General features: G+C 36.5%; 19 protein-coding genes and 5 tRNA genes. 4 read left to right on the forward strand and 20 right to left on the reverse strand.

Going from position 1 to position 14,694, the window contains the following annotated elements:
• The coding region (locus BVF91_RS00005) for an FAD-dependent oxidoreductase (RefSeq protein ID WP_143588950.1) at nt 1–860 on the forward strand (860 nt) is incomplete at its 5' end.
• A 46-nt stretch (nt 861–906) separates the two neighbouring features.
• Here the strand turns inward: BVF91_RS00005 and murJ are convergent.
• From murJ to BVF91_RS00015, 3 genes are read right to left on the reverse strand one after another with little or no spacing between them, the layout of a single operon-like run.
• Nucleotides 907–2,460 (reverse strand): murein biosynthesis integral membrane protein MurJ, encoded by a 1,554-nt coding sequence (gene murJ / locus BVF91_RS00010; RefSeq protein WP_085111531.1) that lies wholly within the window; start codon nt 2,458–2,460, stop codon nt 907–909.
• Nucleotides 2,453–2,587, reverse strand: a complete 135-nt coding sequence (locus tag BVF91_RS13545) for a hypothetical protein (RefSeq protein WP_276204883.1) — start codon at nt 2,585–2,587, stop codon at nt 2,453–2,455. The genes murJ and BVF91_RS13545 overlap by 8 nt, the downstream gene beginning before the upstream one ends.
• A 26-nt stretch (nt 2,588–2,613) precedes the next feature.
• Nucleotides 2,614–2,940, reverse strand: a complete 327-nt coding sequence (locus BVF91_RS00015; protein ID WP_085111846.1) for a thioredoxin family protein — start codon at nt 2,938–2,940, stop codon at nt 2,614–2,616.
• A gap of 151 nt (nt 2,941–3,091) precedes the next feature.
• Here BVF91_RS00015 and BVF91_RS00020 point away from each other — a divergent pair, with 151 nt between their 5' ends.
• The gene (locus BVF91_RS00020; RefSeq protein WP_085111532.1) at nt 3,092–3,391 is read left to right on the forward strand and encodes a carboxymuconolactone decarboxylase family protein; all 300 of its coding nucleotides are present in this window, start codon (nt 3,092–3,094) and stop codon (nt 3,389–3,391) included.
• A 79-nt stretch (nt 3,392–3,470) separates the two neighbouring features.
• A complete protein-coding gene (locus BVF91_RS00025) occupies nt 3,471–3,923 on the forward strand; it encodes a DUF1003 domain-containing protein (protein ID WP_085111533.1) in 453 nt (150 codons plus the stop codon).
• Between the two features lies 1 nt (nt 3,924).
• Here the strand turns inward: BVF91_RS00025 and BVF91_RS00030 are convergent, their stop codons facing one another.
• The 12 genes from BVF91_RS00030 to BVF91_RS00085 form a co-directional block, all read right to left on the reverse strand.
• Entirely contained in the window at nt 3,925–4,266 is a 342-nt protein-coding gene (locus BVF91_RS00030; protein ID WP_085111534.1) for a PqqD family protein, read from the reverse strand.
• A 65-nt stretch (nt 4,267–4,331) separates the two neighbouring features.
• Nucleotides 4,332–5,735, reverse strand: coding sequence for a phosphodiester glycosidase family protein (locus BVF91_RS00035; RefSeq protein WP_085111535.1), 1,404 nt, complete (start codon nt 5,733–5,735; stop codon nt 4,332–4,334).
• Nucleotides 5,736–5,972: 237 nt separating this feature from the next.
• Nucleotides 5,973–6,046 (reverse strand) — tRNA-Cys (locus BVF91_RS00040).
• A 6-nt stretch (nt 6,047–6,052) separates the two neighbouring features.
• Nucleotides 6,053–6,128, reverse strand: a tRNA-Gly gene (locus BVF91_RS00045).
• A 9-nt stretch (nt 6,129–6,137) separates the two neighbouring features.
• Nucleotides 6,138–6,213, reverse strand: a tRNA-Phe gene (locus tag BVF91_RS00050).
• A 13-nt stretch (nt 6,214–6,226) separates the two neighbouring features.
• Nucleotides 6,227–6,303: transfer RNA gene (locus tag BVF91_RS00055), tRNA-Asp, on the reverse strand.
• A gap of 7 nt (nt 6,304–6,310) precedes the next feature.
• Nucleotides 6,311–6,383, reverse strand: a tRNA-Val gene (locus BVF91_RS00060).
• A gap of 140 nt (nt 6,384–6,523) precedes the next feature.
• A complete protein-coding gene (locus BVF91_RS00065) occupies nt 6,524–6,727 on the reverse strand; it encodes a cold-shock protein (protein ID WP_013298441.1) in 204 nt (67 codons plus the stop codon).
• Between the two features lie 76 nt (nt 6,728–6,803).
• Nucleotides 6,804–7,559 (reverse strand): SIR2 family NAD-dependent protein deacylase, encoded by a 756-nt coding sequence (locus BVF91_RS00070; protein WP_085111536.1) that lies wholly within the window; start codon nt 7,557–7,559, stop codon nt 6,804–6,806.
• Nucleotides 7,560–7,601: 42 nt separating this feature from the next.
• Nucleotides 7,602–7,748: an alpha/beta-type small acid-soluble spore protein gene (locus BVF91_RS00075; RefSeq protein ID WP_014759292.1), complete on the reverse strand. Its 147-nt coding sequence runs from the start codon at nt 7,746–7,748 to the stop codon at nt 7,602–7,604.
• Between the two features lie 11 nt (nt 7,749–7,759).
• On the reverse strand, nt 7,760–9,259 hold the full coding sequence (locus tag BVF91_RS00080) for a peptidase propeptide domain-containing protein (RefSeq protein ID WP_085111537.1): 1,500 nt from the start codon (nt 9,257–9,259) through the stop codon (nt 7,760–7,762).
• A 111-nt stretch (nt 9,260–9,370) separates the two neighbouring features.
• Nucleotides 9,371–9,592 (reverse strand): NifU family protein, encoded by a 222-nt coding sequence (locus BVF91_RS00085; RefSeq protein WP_013787627.1) that lies wholly within the window; start codon nt 9,590–9,592, stop codon nt 9,371–9,373.
• A gap of 170 nt (nt 9,593–9,762) precedes the next feature.
• Here BVF91_RS00085 and namA point away from each other — a divergent pair, with 170 nt between their 5' ends.
• A complete protein-coding gene (gene namA, locus BVF91_RS00090) occupies nt 9,763–10,785 on the forward strand; it encodes an NADPH dehydrogenase NamA (RefSeq protein WP_085111538.1) in 1,023 nt (340 codons plus the stop codon).
• On the opposite strand, the gene BVF91_RS00095 is transcribed toward namA, so the two are convergent.
• The 5 genes from BVF91_RS00095 to BVF91_RS00115 all read right to left on the reverse strand — a co-directional run bounded on the left by BVF91_RS00095 (nt 10,782) and on the right by BVF91_RS00115 (nt 14,666).
• Nucleotides 10,782–11,585 (reverse strand): TPM domain-containing protein, encoded by an 804-nt coding sequence (locus tag BVF91_RS00095; RefSeq protein WP_085111539.1) that lies wholly within the window; start codon nt 11,583–11,585, stop codon nt 10,782–10,784. The genes namA and BVF91_RS00095 overlap by 4 nt on opposite strands.
• 12 nt (nt 11,586–11,597) lie before the next feature.
• Nucleotides 11,598–12,167: a LemA family protein gene (locus BVF91_RS00100; RefSeq protein WP_013787624.1), complete on the reverse strand. Its 570-nt coding sequence runs from the start codon at nt 12,165–12,167 to the stop codon at nt 11,598–11,600.
• Nucleotides 12,164–12,670, reverse strand: a complete 507-nt coding sequence (locus tag BVF91_RS00105; RefSeq protein WP_085111540.1) for a GAF domain-containing protein — start codon at nt 12,668–12,670, stop codon at nt 12,164–12,166. The genes BVF91_RS00100 and BVF91_RS00105 overlap by 4 nt, the downstream gene beginning before the upstream one ends.
• 52 nt (nt 12,671–12,722) lie before the next feature.
• Nucleotides 12,723–13,499: a prolipoprotein diacylglyceryl transferase gene (locus tag BVF91_RS00110; protein WP_085111541.1), complete on the reverse strand. Its 777-nt coding sequence runs from the start codon at nt 13,497–13,499 to the stop codon at nt 12,723–12,725.
• Between the two features lie 123 nt (nt 13,500–13,622).
• Nucleotides 13,623–14,666, reverse strand: coding sequence for a glycosyl hydrolase family 18 protein (locus tag BVF91_RS00115; RefSeq protein WP_502688649.1), 1,044 nt, complete (start codon nt 14,664–14,666; stop codon nt 13,623–13,625).
• Nucleotides 14,667–14,694 lie beyond the last annotated feature (28 nt).

Genomic DNA, 14,694 nt, shown 5'->3' on the forward strand with positions numbered 1-14,694 from the left:
AAACGAGGCACATAAAAGGATACTACACACTTGACATAAACGATGTTGTATTCAATAGGGATTTTTATGACAGGATAGCCATAGGCTCATATCCAGTAGACGTACAAGCAACATCACCAGAAGACACAGGGTATGTATATGGGAAGCCTGTAGAGTATGCAGTGCCATTTAGGTGCATAGTGCCTGAGAAGGTAGAGAACCTACTTGTAGTAGGGCGGTCAGCATCCTACAGCCACTTAGCAGCAGGGTCTGCCAGAACGATACCAATAGGGATGGCAGAAGGAGATGCAGCAGGCGTAGCGTCAGCGTACTCCATAGCCAAAGACAAATCATTTGAAGACATCGCAAAGAATGAAGAAGATATAAAGAACATACAGTCCATATTAGTAAGCCAAGGAGCATACCTTAAGCCGTTTAAAGTAGAAGAAGCTGTAGAGAAAAGTTGGGCTTTTGACGGGCTAAAATTTGCCCTTCATTGGGGGCTTATAGTACCTGGATACACAAATAATTTTAAGCTTAATGAAAGCATAAAAAGCATATCATTTTACTATATGGCAACAAACATGATTAAAAGGTCAATACCAGATAAATCACAGCTTATAGATGATGATTATCAGTATCTGCAAAAATACATTGTAGACAAGCCTCTTACAAAAGAAGAAGCTGCGGATATACTTTTGACGTATGCTGGATATAGAAATGAAGCTAATAAATATAGTGGTAGTTTATGCGATTTAGCACATGAAAAAGGACTAATATCTGATACAGCATATCAAAAGATGAAAAATTTAAAATACGTAAAATGGGAAGATTCATATGACATGATATTGTCACTTCACAATTACCTAAGCAAGCTCTGACAAAGTAAAATATATGCAAAAAGCTCGGTTTTTAACCGAGCTTTAATTAATTCTGAAAATTAGTTATTCTGTTTGCAACAATGCCAAATAAGTACTTAAACTCTTTTACTTTTAAAAGAAGCATCATACCAGCGTATATAGCACCACCAATAATGACGATCAAACTTGTAAGCAACAATTCCATCTTAAACCCAACCATGTATCTTGAAAGAAAATTATTCATTAAAAATACCACTGCACCCATGGTAACAGAAGATAAAACCAATTTACCACCGGTAATTACAATATCGCGTCCACCAAAAGCACCCATCTTCTTCCTAAAATCCTTCATCAATAATATGGCACAAATTGCAGCAGATGCAGACGACCCTATGGCAAGACCTGCGATACCTATATATTTTACAAGTATTATGCTTATCAATATATTTACTGCTATGCCTAAAATACTGTTTATCATAGGCGTCCTTGTGTCATTTGTGGAGTAAAATGATACATTAAACACATCTCTTATGCCATAAAAAATCATTCCTATTGAAAGGTACAAAAGCGCAATAGCCGTAATCTCAACACTGTAATCATTAAATCTGCCGTGTTTAAACAATATATCTATTATGTGATACCTTAAAATCATGATGCCTAAAGTAACGGGAATCATGATCATATTGATATTGTTTATAGCCTTTATCATGTGAGATTTCATGCCTTTATAATCGCCGGTACTCCCTTCCCTTGACAAAGTAGGAAATATGACCGTGACAACCGATGTAGCAAATGTCCCGTAAAATGCACCTGTCAACAAGCTGGCATAGCTAAAAGCTGTGATGTTTCCATTTGGCAATCCTGAAGCAAGCCTCGTATTTATGATTATGTTTATCTGATTTACAGATAATCCCACAATGACAGGGCTAATAAGCTTAAGCATCCTTACTATGCGAGGATCTTTAAAATCAATTTTTAGACTGTACCTGTACTTGTTCTTAATAAGCCACGGTATCTGGTTTACCACCTGAAGTCCAAATGCGACTGTAGTGTAGATAGTAAGGCCTACTATGCCACCGTCCTTTGCAAAAAACAGCATAAACACAATAGGTGGAATGTCTATCAAAATACCATTTAAAGCAGGTGCAGTAAAGTCATTAAGAGTTTGAAGGATAGCAGTAAAACCTGCTGACATGCTTAAAAACAGCATGTTTACAATGCTTATTTTGGTCAAATTTACTGCAAGTTGAAACTTTTCACCTGTAAAATTCGACGCCATCAATCTTACCAAGTATGGCGAAAAAATCCATGCTATGACGAATATGGCAAATGAAAACAAAAATAAAATGTTCATTATATTGTTAGCAAAGTCAAACATCTCATCTTTGCCACGCTTAGCATACGTCTCATTTAAAAGGGGTATAAAAGCTGTGGATACAGCAACACCTATTATAGAGTAAAGCACTGTAGGAATATTTAATGACACCGTATATGCATCGGTAGCCCATGTGGTGCCAAACACCTTACCCTGCACAGTATTTTTCAAAAGTCCAGCAAATTTCCCTAAAATCGTTATAAATGCAACAATGCTTGCCGACTTAAACAGTTTCTTATTACTCATACGATCTCCAATCTAACTCGTAATTTTTCTTAACAGTAATTTTAAGCTTCATAACAATTTTATATTTTACATCGTAAACGGCTTTTAGGCAATACACAGCAACTTGAAAATTAAATCTTCTTGTCAACTTTTCACATCAATAGCTATTGTAACTTATGAAAAAAACAAATCATAGTACTTCTGTATCTTCTCTTCTAAGATATCCATGCTTATAAATCTCGCCTCTCTTATGACTTCTTTTCCTTCCACAAAAAGAAGCACTGTAGGCACAGTAAAAACCGAAAACTCCGATGATGCAGCAGGCAATTCGTCTATAGAGACATGACCACTGGATATCTGGTCATAATTTAAGAGCATCATTTCAAGTTTCGGAAGCAATGTAGTACATATACCACAATCATTTGTTGAAAAATACAATAGCGCCATTTCTTCATCATTCACAAATTTCTTTATATCGTCAACTGCATATAATTTCTCCATCATCTTTGCCCTCCGAAATTATTTTTAAATCTAACATATAAAGTATTTTACCACAAAGCGAAAAATTTTTATATATCTTGCCTTAATATTAAAATTTAATTTTCAATGGTGATATAATATATTATGTAAAAATATACAAGGAGGGATTTAGATGCCATTACCGCCATTTTTGTCATCGCTTGATAAAAATGATCATGAATTTGCATCTGCAATAGAAAAAGTCTATTCTTATGCAATGGGACCAGGCGCATTAGACCAAAAGACAAAATTGTTAATCGCACTGGCTATTGATGCGTTGCACGGCGCTAACCTTGGAGTAGAAAACATATCAAATCAACTGCGAAATATGGGGGTAAGCGAGGAAGAAATAAAAGAAGCAATTAGAATCGCATACTTCGCATCTGGAAATACAATATTAGCTTCGTATATTTCTGCTTTCAAAAACAAATAGCCATTAAAAAGTGAGAAGCTTTAAAGAAATTTAAGCTTCTCACTGTATTAAAAATCATATAGTAGAGGTGAACAAAAATATGGATAATAAAGAAAAACTGATACATTCATATATTGACAAAAAAGTCTCCAAAAATATCAATGAAGAACACAAAGATTCGCTGACATTTGGCGATAGAATGGCAGATAAATTGGCAGACTACGCTGGCAGTTGGTCATTTATATTTACGTTTGGCTTTCTGCTTATCGTTTGGATGGTTATAAACAGCGTCGCTTTTATAAAACACTTTGACCCGTATCCATTTATACTCTTGAATTTGGTTTTATCATGCCTTGCTGCAATACAAGCTCCAATAATCATGATGAGCCAAAACAGGCAAGAAGCAAAAGATAGATTAAGAGCGCAAAATGACTACGAAGTAAATTTAAAAGCAGAGCTAATAATAGAAGACCTACATACAAAAGCAGATAAAATCATCGAAAATCAAGAAAAAATATTAAAGCTTTTGGAAAGCCAAACGCAAAAACAATAAATTATTGAACTCTCCATCTAATCCATCCATTTTGATGCAAATAGCGTAAATATTTGTTTAGTCTATCGTACGTAGGCTCAACCTTATCGCCATAGACTTCTTTAAGCTTAATGCCTATGTCATAAACAGTTCTTTTGCCGTCAATAAGTTTCCAAACGGTGCTGCCGATTTCATCAAGCTCTATCGTCGTTATCCTTGGCCTTTTGATGATAAGCCTCGCCAACCGCTCGACGATTTTATCGTGTCTAAACAAAAGCTTGACTATGTTACCATTCTCTTCCCACATAAGTTTTTTTGAATGAATGGGTACATAAAGCATGAAATTGTTGTTCTTTTTAGCCATTTATCACATCATCCTTATATTATCGCCTTTTTTTATGCAGTCACTAAATATATTATATCACACCATTATTTGTAGAATATAAGTGCATTGCTTAAATCCCTACCTGGCTTTGTTAAATACTCACCTTTAAAATAAAGCCCAGAAGAAGCACCGCCATCAAGATTCATTGCATCGTATGCGCCTAATTCTTTCATTATCTGTGCCAACTGATACACCGTAATCTCTGGTGTAGTCACAAGAAGAATGTCGCCTTGTGCCGTTACTCCAATAGCGCTTCTTGCGTATGATAAGCTTACGATTTTATCCTCTGTAAAACCCTCTCCTATAGGATCTACACTGACCACACCATCTTTAACGAGGGTAGGACCTGCTCCTACAGCCTCAGTGACATCAGACCAATCAACTGGATTTCCGCCATCATCTGTAAAGTTGATTTTATACTCAACTGTCTTTCCTACATTGAATACTTTAGCCAAGTATTCCTCGCTGCCATTGAGATTTATGACATATCCATCTGCAGGAATATTTACATCCTGGTTTTCTTCAATATCTTTGACCACGCCATTTTCTACAACAATATTTATTCCATAGTTGAAGCCAAGGTGACTGCCCCACTCATATGTAAATATATACACAGAATTTGTAGAAGGTATGTGATTGAAACCATAAGCATACCAATTATTTGGCCAGCTATAAGAGCCATTAGTCCCACCTACAATACTTATCCTCAGCTTATCCATCTTCACCCTACCATCAGCCGTAAAGCCAAAGACAGATCCTACATTAACTACATGCACAACTTTGCCATCTTTGATTATAGTATTCCACGGTACTGGATCTCCACCATAAGCATTAAAAAATGTACCGTTTATTGCAACATCTGCATTGTAGTATTTAGCCATGTCATATAGGCTCTGCGTAGTACCTATCTGATTATTCGCCAAAATAACAGCAGGTTTATATGGCGAGTTGTGAGGTATTCTCACACCTGTCACAACAACGCCATCAACTTTCTGAGTAAAGCTTGTGGCGTCTAAGCTATAATCGACCGCTTTAACATAAATATATGAATTATTAAAAGGGATAGCAGCAGTTTGCGTATCATCATCCCATTTGACTTGATTATCACCAATCAATTCAGCCAAAAACCGAAGCGGCAAAAAGGTTGAACCGTCTTTTATTATAGCAGGCACCGGCATATCTTTACCTTCTCCGTTGACAACTGCATTTGTACTGTTAATCTTAATAACGATTTGAAGGCTGTCTTTTATGATTTTAACTGTTTGTGTATCACCATCCCATTTTACATCTGCCCCCATGCTCTGAAATACACCTCTGGCGGGTACCATCATATAGCTATTATTTTTATATGTATACAAAAAACCATTGTAGTATGTATCAGCGTAAACGTGTGAAGTAGATATAAAAACCAAAATCAAAGGTACAATAATTTGTAGAAATTTTTTCATATCAATTGGAACAACTATTATTTAAGTGTTATTCCTTATCCTCCTCTCCTTTTTATGGAAATGATTTACGCAAAATTATAATTGTTATAATACTTTATGAATTATTCGACACATTAAAAAAAATCCTTCTTGCTTTATTAATTTTTTTGTTTGCATTTGGGAATATAGGCAGACATTAAATTATTTTTAAATAAAAAAATAAAAGCCATGAAAGGCTTGATATCGCTTGATTAAATATGGAGGCGGCATCCAGATTCGAACTGGAGATAAAGGTTTTGCAGACCTCTGCCTTACCACTTGGCTATGCCGCCAAATTTTGGAGCGGACAACGAGACTCGAACTCGCGACCCTCACCTTGGCAAGGTGATGCTCTACCAACTGAGCTATGTCCGCTTAACTTTATGGTGCCTCGAAGTGGAATCGAACCACTGACACAGGGATTTTCAGTCCCTTGCTCTACCGACTGAGCTATCGAGGCTTTTTAAATTTTATGGCGACCCAAAAGGGGCTCGAACCCTCGACCTCCAGCGTGACAGGCTGGCGCTCTAACCAACTGAGCTATTGGGCCATGACAGTGGTCGCAATAGGGCTCGAACCTATGACCCCCTGCTTGTAAGGCAGGTGCTCTCCCAGCTGAGCTATACGACCAATTTCCGTGACAAGTATTAGTATACATAAAAAATGCCGATTCGTCAATATCCTTTTTTAATTTTTTTCACATCTCATCAAAATATGCATTGCCATATATTTCAAAACCCTAACATTGCTGTTAGGGTTGATTTTCTCCATTAGGAAACTTTTTTAACGTTAGCGGCTTGTGGCCCTTTTTCGGCCTCCACTATATCAAACTCGACTTCCTGTCCTTCTTCTAACGTCTTAAAACCATCCTGTTCAATTGCTGAGTAATGAACGAATACGTCTGAGCCTCCTTCTCTTTCTATGAAGCCATAACCTTTCTCAGCATTGAACCATTTTACTTTACCTCTTACCATTATATCTTCCTCCAAACGTGATAAATAATTTACTTCTTTATAATAGCACTGAAACATATACATTGTCAAATGAATTTTAGCCTTGTTGTGCCGTCTTTAAATATCTTACGATTTTGCTTAAAGCTTCGCCTGCCGATTCTCTTATAATTGCATCGGCCCTTCTATCTTCAGGTGTCTCTGACTTATTTATTATGACAAGATGCTTTGATAGTCCCGGAAGAAAGTTTACAGGTGATACAGTAAGCGATGAACCAATGACTATCATCAAATCGCTGTCTTCGGCCTCATGCCATGCCTTTTCAAAATCTTCAGGCATCTGATCTCCAAACATTACAACATCTGGCCTTAAAATCCCATTGCATTTGTCGCATTTAGGCGGGATTTCCCCTTTAGACACTTTGACCTCCAATAAATCAATTGGTACCACTGTACCACAATTTGTGCAACTTCCTGTCCTCGTCTGGCCGTGTACTTCGTATACTTTCTTCGATCCTGCTTTTTGGTGCAAATTATCTATGTTTTGGGTAATTACGCATGATACAAACCCATCCTGCTCCAGTTGCGCCAATATATAGTGTGCTTTGTTTGGCTTTGCATCTTTCATGGACAACAAAATCTTAAAACCATTGTCGTAAAACTTTTTAGGGTCATTGTATAAAACTCTTGTTGACAGTGCTTCCATAGGGTCCATCTTTTCCCAAAGTCCAGTTCCTGGACTTCTGAAATCAGGAATACCGCTTTCTGTAGATATTCCAGCACCCGTCAGCACAACAGTCTTTTTAGAATTCTCTATCAATCTTGCAACTTTTTCATATACATCCTCTTGACCCATTTGTCTCACCTCAAATACAAGTATACCACCACAACAAAAATTTTACATGGCCGATTTATATTTTTTCTTTTTCACAATGGCTCCTATCTTCCCTGTTTCTTGTGCCGTCAAATTCGACCATCCTACCTTATGTACCTTATCTAATAGCCCCAACTCTTTAGCCGCCTCTATCTTTAATTTTTCATCCATAGTATCATCTCCTAATAGCCTTTTTCAAATTCATTTACAGATACCTTTTGACCAGTTAATGCATCCACTATTGAATCCATTGTAGACAAACGATATATTGGCATAAGCTCATATTTACTTGTGTATAAATAATAAAGAGATGGTTTTTCACCTACTAATATATTTTTTGCAATACTTTCATTCAAAATATCTGTTGTTGATGGTTTATGGGCCTCATCCCAATTTAATGAGACATTTATTATTTTGCCGTTTTTATCTGTTTTAATTCTCACATAATTATCCAGAACTATTGCACCATTGTAAACTCGATAAAATACGTATGTATAATCATCATCTTCTATGGCAGGTTTCTTTAAAAGATCCAAATTGCAATCTTTTCCTCTTAAAACTTCCTTTGTAAAACCGATTATTCTGTCCAAATTGCCATACGTATCAAATAACCCACCATCGTCAGAAATATCTACGTTCTCGCTTATTATATTTCCGGTCTCTTTGTCGACTGCTATATTTGCATTGGCTATTAAATTTCTATCAGTATGGTTCATATTAAATGTATATGTTTCTCTTTCAGTGAGAAAATACCTTTCAATTGTCTTGCTGTCTAATACTTTAATATCATTTATGTGAAAGTTATTCATTTCATTCATTGCTATTTTCAATGCCTCGTCGTAAGCTACTATGCTATACGATTTTTTAAAATCATTGGCATCACACTTAATCTTTAAAACATCATCATATAGCATATTACCATTAAAATCTACCAAATCACCATTTACTGCGTCTATACCAACGAGATTATAATCAATGCTTAAAGCATAGTACAGCCGATATTTAGGAAAATCATCGTTGTTGTTTTTCAAATACACAAGAGTAGGATCAAGTTTGCTATTAAACGCCTTCAAGGCATCAACACTGCCAATCGTCTTTATGTCTTTATTATAAGATGACTCACCTATACTTTGTCCTTTTAATTTCAATATAGCGCCACTTTCAGAGTCAATGTAAACATAAGCGTCTATATTGTACACAGGTATATCGTCAACTAAATTCTTGTAACAAAATTTATAAATTATTGGTCTTTCCAAAGCATCATCAATATACGTTGAATCATTAACCTCAGATACATAACCAAATTTTTCTCCAAAAATATTTTCCAAAAGTTCTTTGCCTATTATTACAGCATCGTCCTTCCTTATTTTTGATTTACCGCTTTTGCCAAATAAGTATTTCATTTGATCAACATAATAATCCACGCTTTTGATATTTCCATTGTCTAATACAACATCAAGGGTTTTGTAGGTATCGCCATCGCTTTTCATGTTTATTTGGATAGATCCATCGCTATTTTTTCTGATTTGATCTACCGACATATTACTTATAAATGGCATCTTATTTTTTAACAATTTTAAGTAATCTTGATTTTGAATATCGTCAGGGAAACCAAATGAAAAAGCATTTAAGCTGAATACCATTACCAATGTCAAAGTTAAAAGAAAAATCCTTTTAATCATACATAGAATACCTCCATTAAGTAAAATATTACCATATATAGTATTCTATGTATTTTTAAAAAATCCTTTTTTTAACACAAAAAAATCCGGTTAATTCCGGATTTTTTATCTTTAAAGAGCAACAACTTCCTTTACTTCAGGTATTTCTTCCTTTATTGCTCTCTCTATTCCTTCTTTCAATGTCATTACTGCAAATGGACAGCCGCCGCAAGCACCTGTAAGCCTTACCTGAACTACGCCATCGTCAGTAACGTCGACGAGTTCTACATCTCCGCCATCTGCTTGAAGAGAAGGTCTTAAAAGCTTTAAAACTTCTTCTACTCTTTCTCTCACGTTACGCCCTCCTTTTTAAAATCTACAACATATATTATAACACGAATTGCGGAAAATAGAAATAAAACAATCTTAATGAATACGTTTTTGCATATAAAATAACTTTTTATTTAATAATTTTTATTTTTGTAGCTTAAGTGGTAATATATATTTTGAAAGGAGATGTTTTTATGTTATTTACACCCATAAAAATAAAAGACATTACTATAAAAAACAGGATTATGATGTCTCCAATGTGTCAGTATTCCGCTGACAAAGATGGACTTGCAAACAGTTGGCACTTTGTTCACTACTTAAGCAGAGCCGTCGGCGGTGTGGGGTTAATAATGGTTGAAGCAACGGCAGTAGAAAGTCGAGGGCGAATAACTGATCGCGATCTTGGCATCTGGAACGACCAACAGGTAGAACCACTCAAAAGAATTGTTGATGAGTGCAAAAAATACGGTGTTACAATGGGAATACAATTAGCCCATGCTGGAAGAAAATCAGAAGTGGCAGATGAAACGCCTGTTGCGCCTTCAGCAATAAACTGGAGCGATGATTATAAATTGCCACATGAACTCACAAAAGAAGAAATAAAGGCTATCGTAGAAAAGTTTAAAGATGCAGCAGTAAGAGCCTTGAATGCTGGTTTTGATGTTATTGAAATACATGCGGCACACGGTTATTTGCTACACGAATTTCTGTCGCCCCTGTCAAACAAGAGAAATGATGAATACGGCGGTGATGTCACTAACAGAGTGAGAATGCTTAAAGAAGTCATAGAAGCTGTAAAAAAAGTATGGCCAGAAAATAAACCTTTATTTGTAAGGGTTTCATCCGACGATTACATTGAAGGCGGCATCGACATTGACGAAATGATAAAAATTTTATCATACATAAAGCCTTTAGGCGTAGACGTGATAGATGCAAGCAGCGGTGGACTTCTAAATGCGAAAATCGATCTTTATCCTGGCTATCAAGTCAAATACTCTGAAAAAATAAAAAGCCAGCTTGGTTTTAAAACAGCGGCAGTAGGCTTAATAACAAAAGCTGAAATGGCTGAACAAATCCTCAAAGACGGAAAAGCTGATTTAATAGCGTTAGGCCGTGAGCTTCTGAGAAATCCGTATTGGCCACTGTATGCAGCCCACGACCTTAAAGAAGATGTAGAATGGCCAAAGCAATATGAAAGGGGAAAGTTCAGAGTTTAGCGGCCAGCTCCACCTCCACCGGTGGATCCGCCGCCAAAACTTCCACCTCCTCCGCTGCCAAAGCCTCCTCCGAAGCCACCACCGCCGGTTCCAAATCCGCCAAAGCCACCGAATCCTCCAGGGCCAAACCCGCCAGGACCACGCCACCACCATCCACGTATATTAGAAAAAATTATAAGCAATATTATTAGAGCAATTACAGAAATTATTCCTTCCGCTTTTTTACTGCTACTGTCATTTTGCTGAGTATACTGGCTTTGGTCAACATTTTTTAAATCCACATTGTATTCTTTGGCAACCAATGTGGCTATTGCTTTATATCCTTCTACGATGCCCCCAGAATAATCTTTATCATTCCATTTAGGCAGTACGTAATCGTCCAAAATCCTTCCTGCTACAGAATCTGGAATAGCACCTTCCAATCCATATCCGACAGATATAAATACTTTGCCGCTTAATCCCTCCAATAGCCTTTTTTTATCTACTAAAAGAAGTACGCCATTATTTTTGTCTTTCTGTCCAATTCCCCAGTTTCTAAATAAGTTTAATGCGTAATCTGATATTTGATAGTCTCCTATATCGTCAACCGTCACTACGATTATCTGAGCACCAGTTAAGTTTTCTATCTCTTTTCCTATGTTTCTTATTGTATCAATATCGCTTTGGCTCATAAGCTTTGCGTAGTCGTACACATAATCGTACTGGGAAGGCTTAGGAGGAATTGTAGCAGCAAATATTTGGCCAAAAATTAGTATAGGAAAAAATATCAGCAAAAATAATATTTTGGCATATTTTAACACCACATAACCTCCCTATTTCGAAAAATCGACTTTTGGAACTTCTGATGCTGATGCTTGTGCTTTAAAATACTGTTTCTCCGTAAATCCAAACATCCTTGCTATGATGACGTTAGGAAACTGCCTTATGCTGGTGTTATACTGTTGAACAGCATTGTTGTAATCCATTCTGGCAACAGCGATCCTATTTTCTGTACCTGCCAATTCATCGCTTAACTGCCTGAAATTTTGATCGGCTTTTAAGTTAGGATAGTTTTCTGATATAGCCAGAAGCCTTCCTAAAGCTGTCCCAAGTTCATCATTGGCGTTTGCTTTCTCTTGAACCGTATTTGCGGCAAGAAGCTTCTCTCTGGCTTTATTTACGCTATCAAACACAGACTGTTCATGAGCAGCATAACCTTTTACAGTCTCAACGAGATTAGGAATCAAATCAGCCCTCCTTTGCAGTTGATTTTCTATTTGACTCCACTTGCTATTTACATTTTCCTGCTGACTTACAAGCCCGTTATAACTTGAAAAAAAGTAAACAACTATTAATAACACTACTGCTGCTACTGATATCAACACAACAGAAGATCTTTTCATGTTGTCTCTCCTTTCTCTGTTTTCTCTGATATTATATGATCATTTTTTATTTTTTTGCTGACTATTTCTGCCACAGCTTCTAAAAATGCTCTATCATCATCGTCAAAAGCCGCTTTTTCATCGCTGTCTATGTCAATTTCACCGATTATTTCATCGCCAATTCTTATAGGCACTACTATCTCAGACTTTGTCTCGATGCTACAAGCCAAGTAATTGTCCTCTTTTGTCACATCGTCAACGACAATTGTAGCATTTTCAGCCACAGCTCTGCCACATATACCTTGACCAACTTTTATCTTCACATGTTCTGTAGGCCTTCCTATGTATGGACCAAGTTTTAACATTCCATCTTCCATGAAATAAAAACCTGTCCAATTGTAGTAAGACAAATTGCTGTCCAATATTTTCACAACCTCACGGTAAAAATAGTTTAAATCATCTATATCACTTGATGATTTCTCTATCATCGAAAGCAATCTTTTAAATAATTCTTTTTTCTCCATCACAATCTCCCTCTCTCATTTTTCATTATATAAAAAACCCGCGTAAAGCAGGTCAATAATTTACTTTCTTATTTTCTGGATCATTTAATACACGCCTCATCATCCAATATGCCAATATAAGTATGAAAGGAGTTGCAATCTGCGTCAAAGTAAAAAATCCAATTCCAAGGTGCTTATTCAGATAAACTGGCCAAAACAGTGGATTGTCCCTTACAGTTTCTTCAATAAGCCCTCTCATAAGCTGATAATAAAATATAAAAGACCAAAACTGATACCCGTACGGCATGTGCTTTCTCTCGATGTAGAAATAACGTATTAAAAGAATAAGTCCCATTGCTACACCAACTAATTGTGCAGGCCATCTTCCAAAAGCAAAATCAGTCTGCCTTCCCAAAACCTCTTGGTTAAATATATTTCCTATTCTTACAAGCATATTCCCTATAGCCAATCCTATGACAGCATAATCTTCCAATGGATTTATCTTGACGTTTTTCTTACGGCAGTAATAAAGGCCTGCAAGAAATCCTCCCAATACAGCTCCATGCCATGATAGTCCACCTTGATAAATCTTAAGAATCTGTATCGGATCTTTGTAAAACCAATCAATGTCATTCGCCAATACAAACATCAATCTTGCTCCTACTATTCCGGATATGACCACAATCATCAAAAGATTTAACAAGAAATCTTCATCGTAGTTAAGCTCTTTCGACCTAACGTACAAGTAATATGCACCAGCAGCTATAGATAAAGCCATAAAAATTCCGTACCAATGTACAGCAATCGGTCCAATTTTAAATGCATACGGGCTAATAGATGGTATATACATAACTAACCTCCAATATATGTTTATTTGTCATGATTTGATTATATTATTCTTTTAACAGTAAGTCAACGTTTTATTGAATTTACAGATGAATCAAAAACCACCCGCTATGCGAGTGGCTACTACTTACTTTGCTCCAATCTTTTTGGCTATAACCTGCCAAAATGATGGTGTTTCAAAACCTATTCTCCATATGCAAATGCCATGAATGCCGTATTTTTTCGCTATATCTATTTTCTCAGCCATCGTCGTAGAATTTTCAAACCATACCTGCCTTGTGGCGCCATATATGCTGTCATAATATGTGTAATATGGCTCTTGATACGTATTGCTCCACTGTACTGTCACACCTTTCTGCTGAGCATTCTGAAGTATCGTCTTTGTTGGAGCAGAAAAACCACCTGACTTATTTGCAGGCCAATCGTATCCATACGTCGCAACACCAAGGCAAATCTGACTTGGTTTAAAGCCTTCTTTTAATGCATCCTTCACATTGTTCTCAACCCACTGCTCCGGTGATACTGGTCCCGGTGGCGATGAAGCATTATGCCTGTCGTAAGTCATCAATGTCACATGATCAACTAATGGCGCCAATTTGTGATAATCGTAAATTCCCGATATATCAGGTGAAACCTGATAATGAGGAATCACAGACATATCTAAGATTTTACCCTCTCTTTTCATCATCGTCCTAAAAGTACCCATAAATGCCGTAAGGTAGTCTTTATCCTTAACATAATTTTTTGTGCCATGTGGAATAAACTCAAAGTCTATGTTGTATCCGTCAAATCCATGTTTTTTAAGAAGACTTATAAGCTCATTCATAGTCTCAGTCTTCACTTTAGAATCAAGCAAAACCGAATCCTTGCTGTCAGCCACGTTTACAAGCGGTACAACTTTTAAACCATTTTTCTTTGCGAAGTTTAAAGCTTGCGGATTTGTTGAATCTTTAACAGATCCATCTCCTTGCACAGTAAGCCACAGTGGCGAAACCGTGTCCATATACTTCGCGTATTTTACAAGAGAATTGTATGAGTTGTCGTACCCAGGTGAATCAACATAAAATCCAACAACATTTAAACTTCTCTTGGATGTGACTGGCTTTTTAACTGAGCTTTTGCATCCTGCCAATGATACAGTTGCAAGCATCATAACAAAAGTCAACATCATCGCAATATATTTTTTATATTTTTTCATG

Source organism: Thermoanaerobacterium sp. PSU-2, assembly GCF_002102475.1.
Lineage (GTDB): Bacteria > Bacillota > Thermoanaerobacteria > Thermoanaerobacterales > Thermoanaerobacteraceae > Thermoanaerobacterium.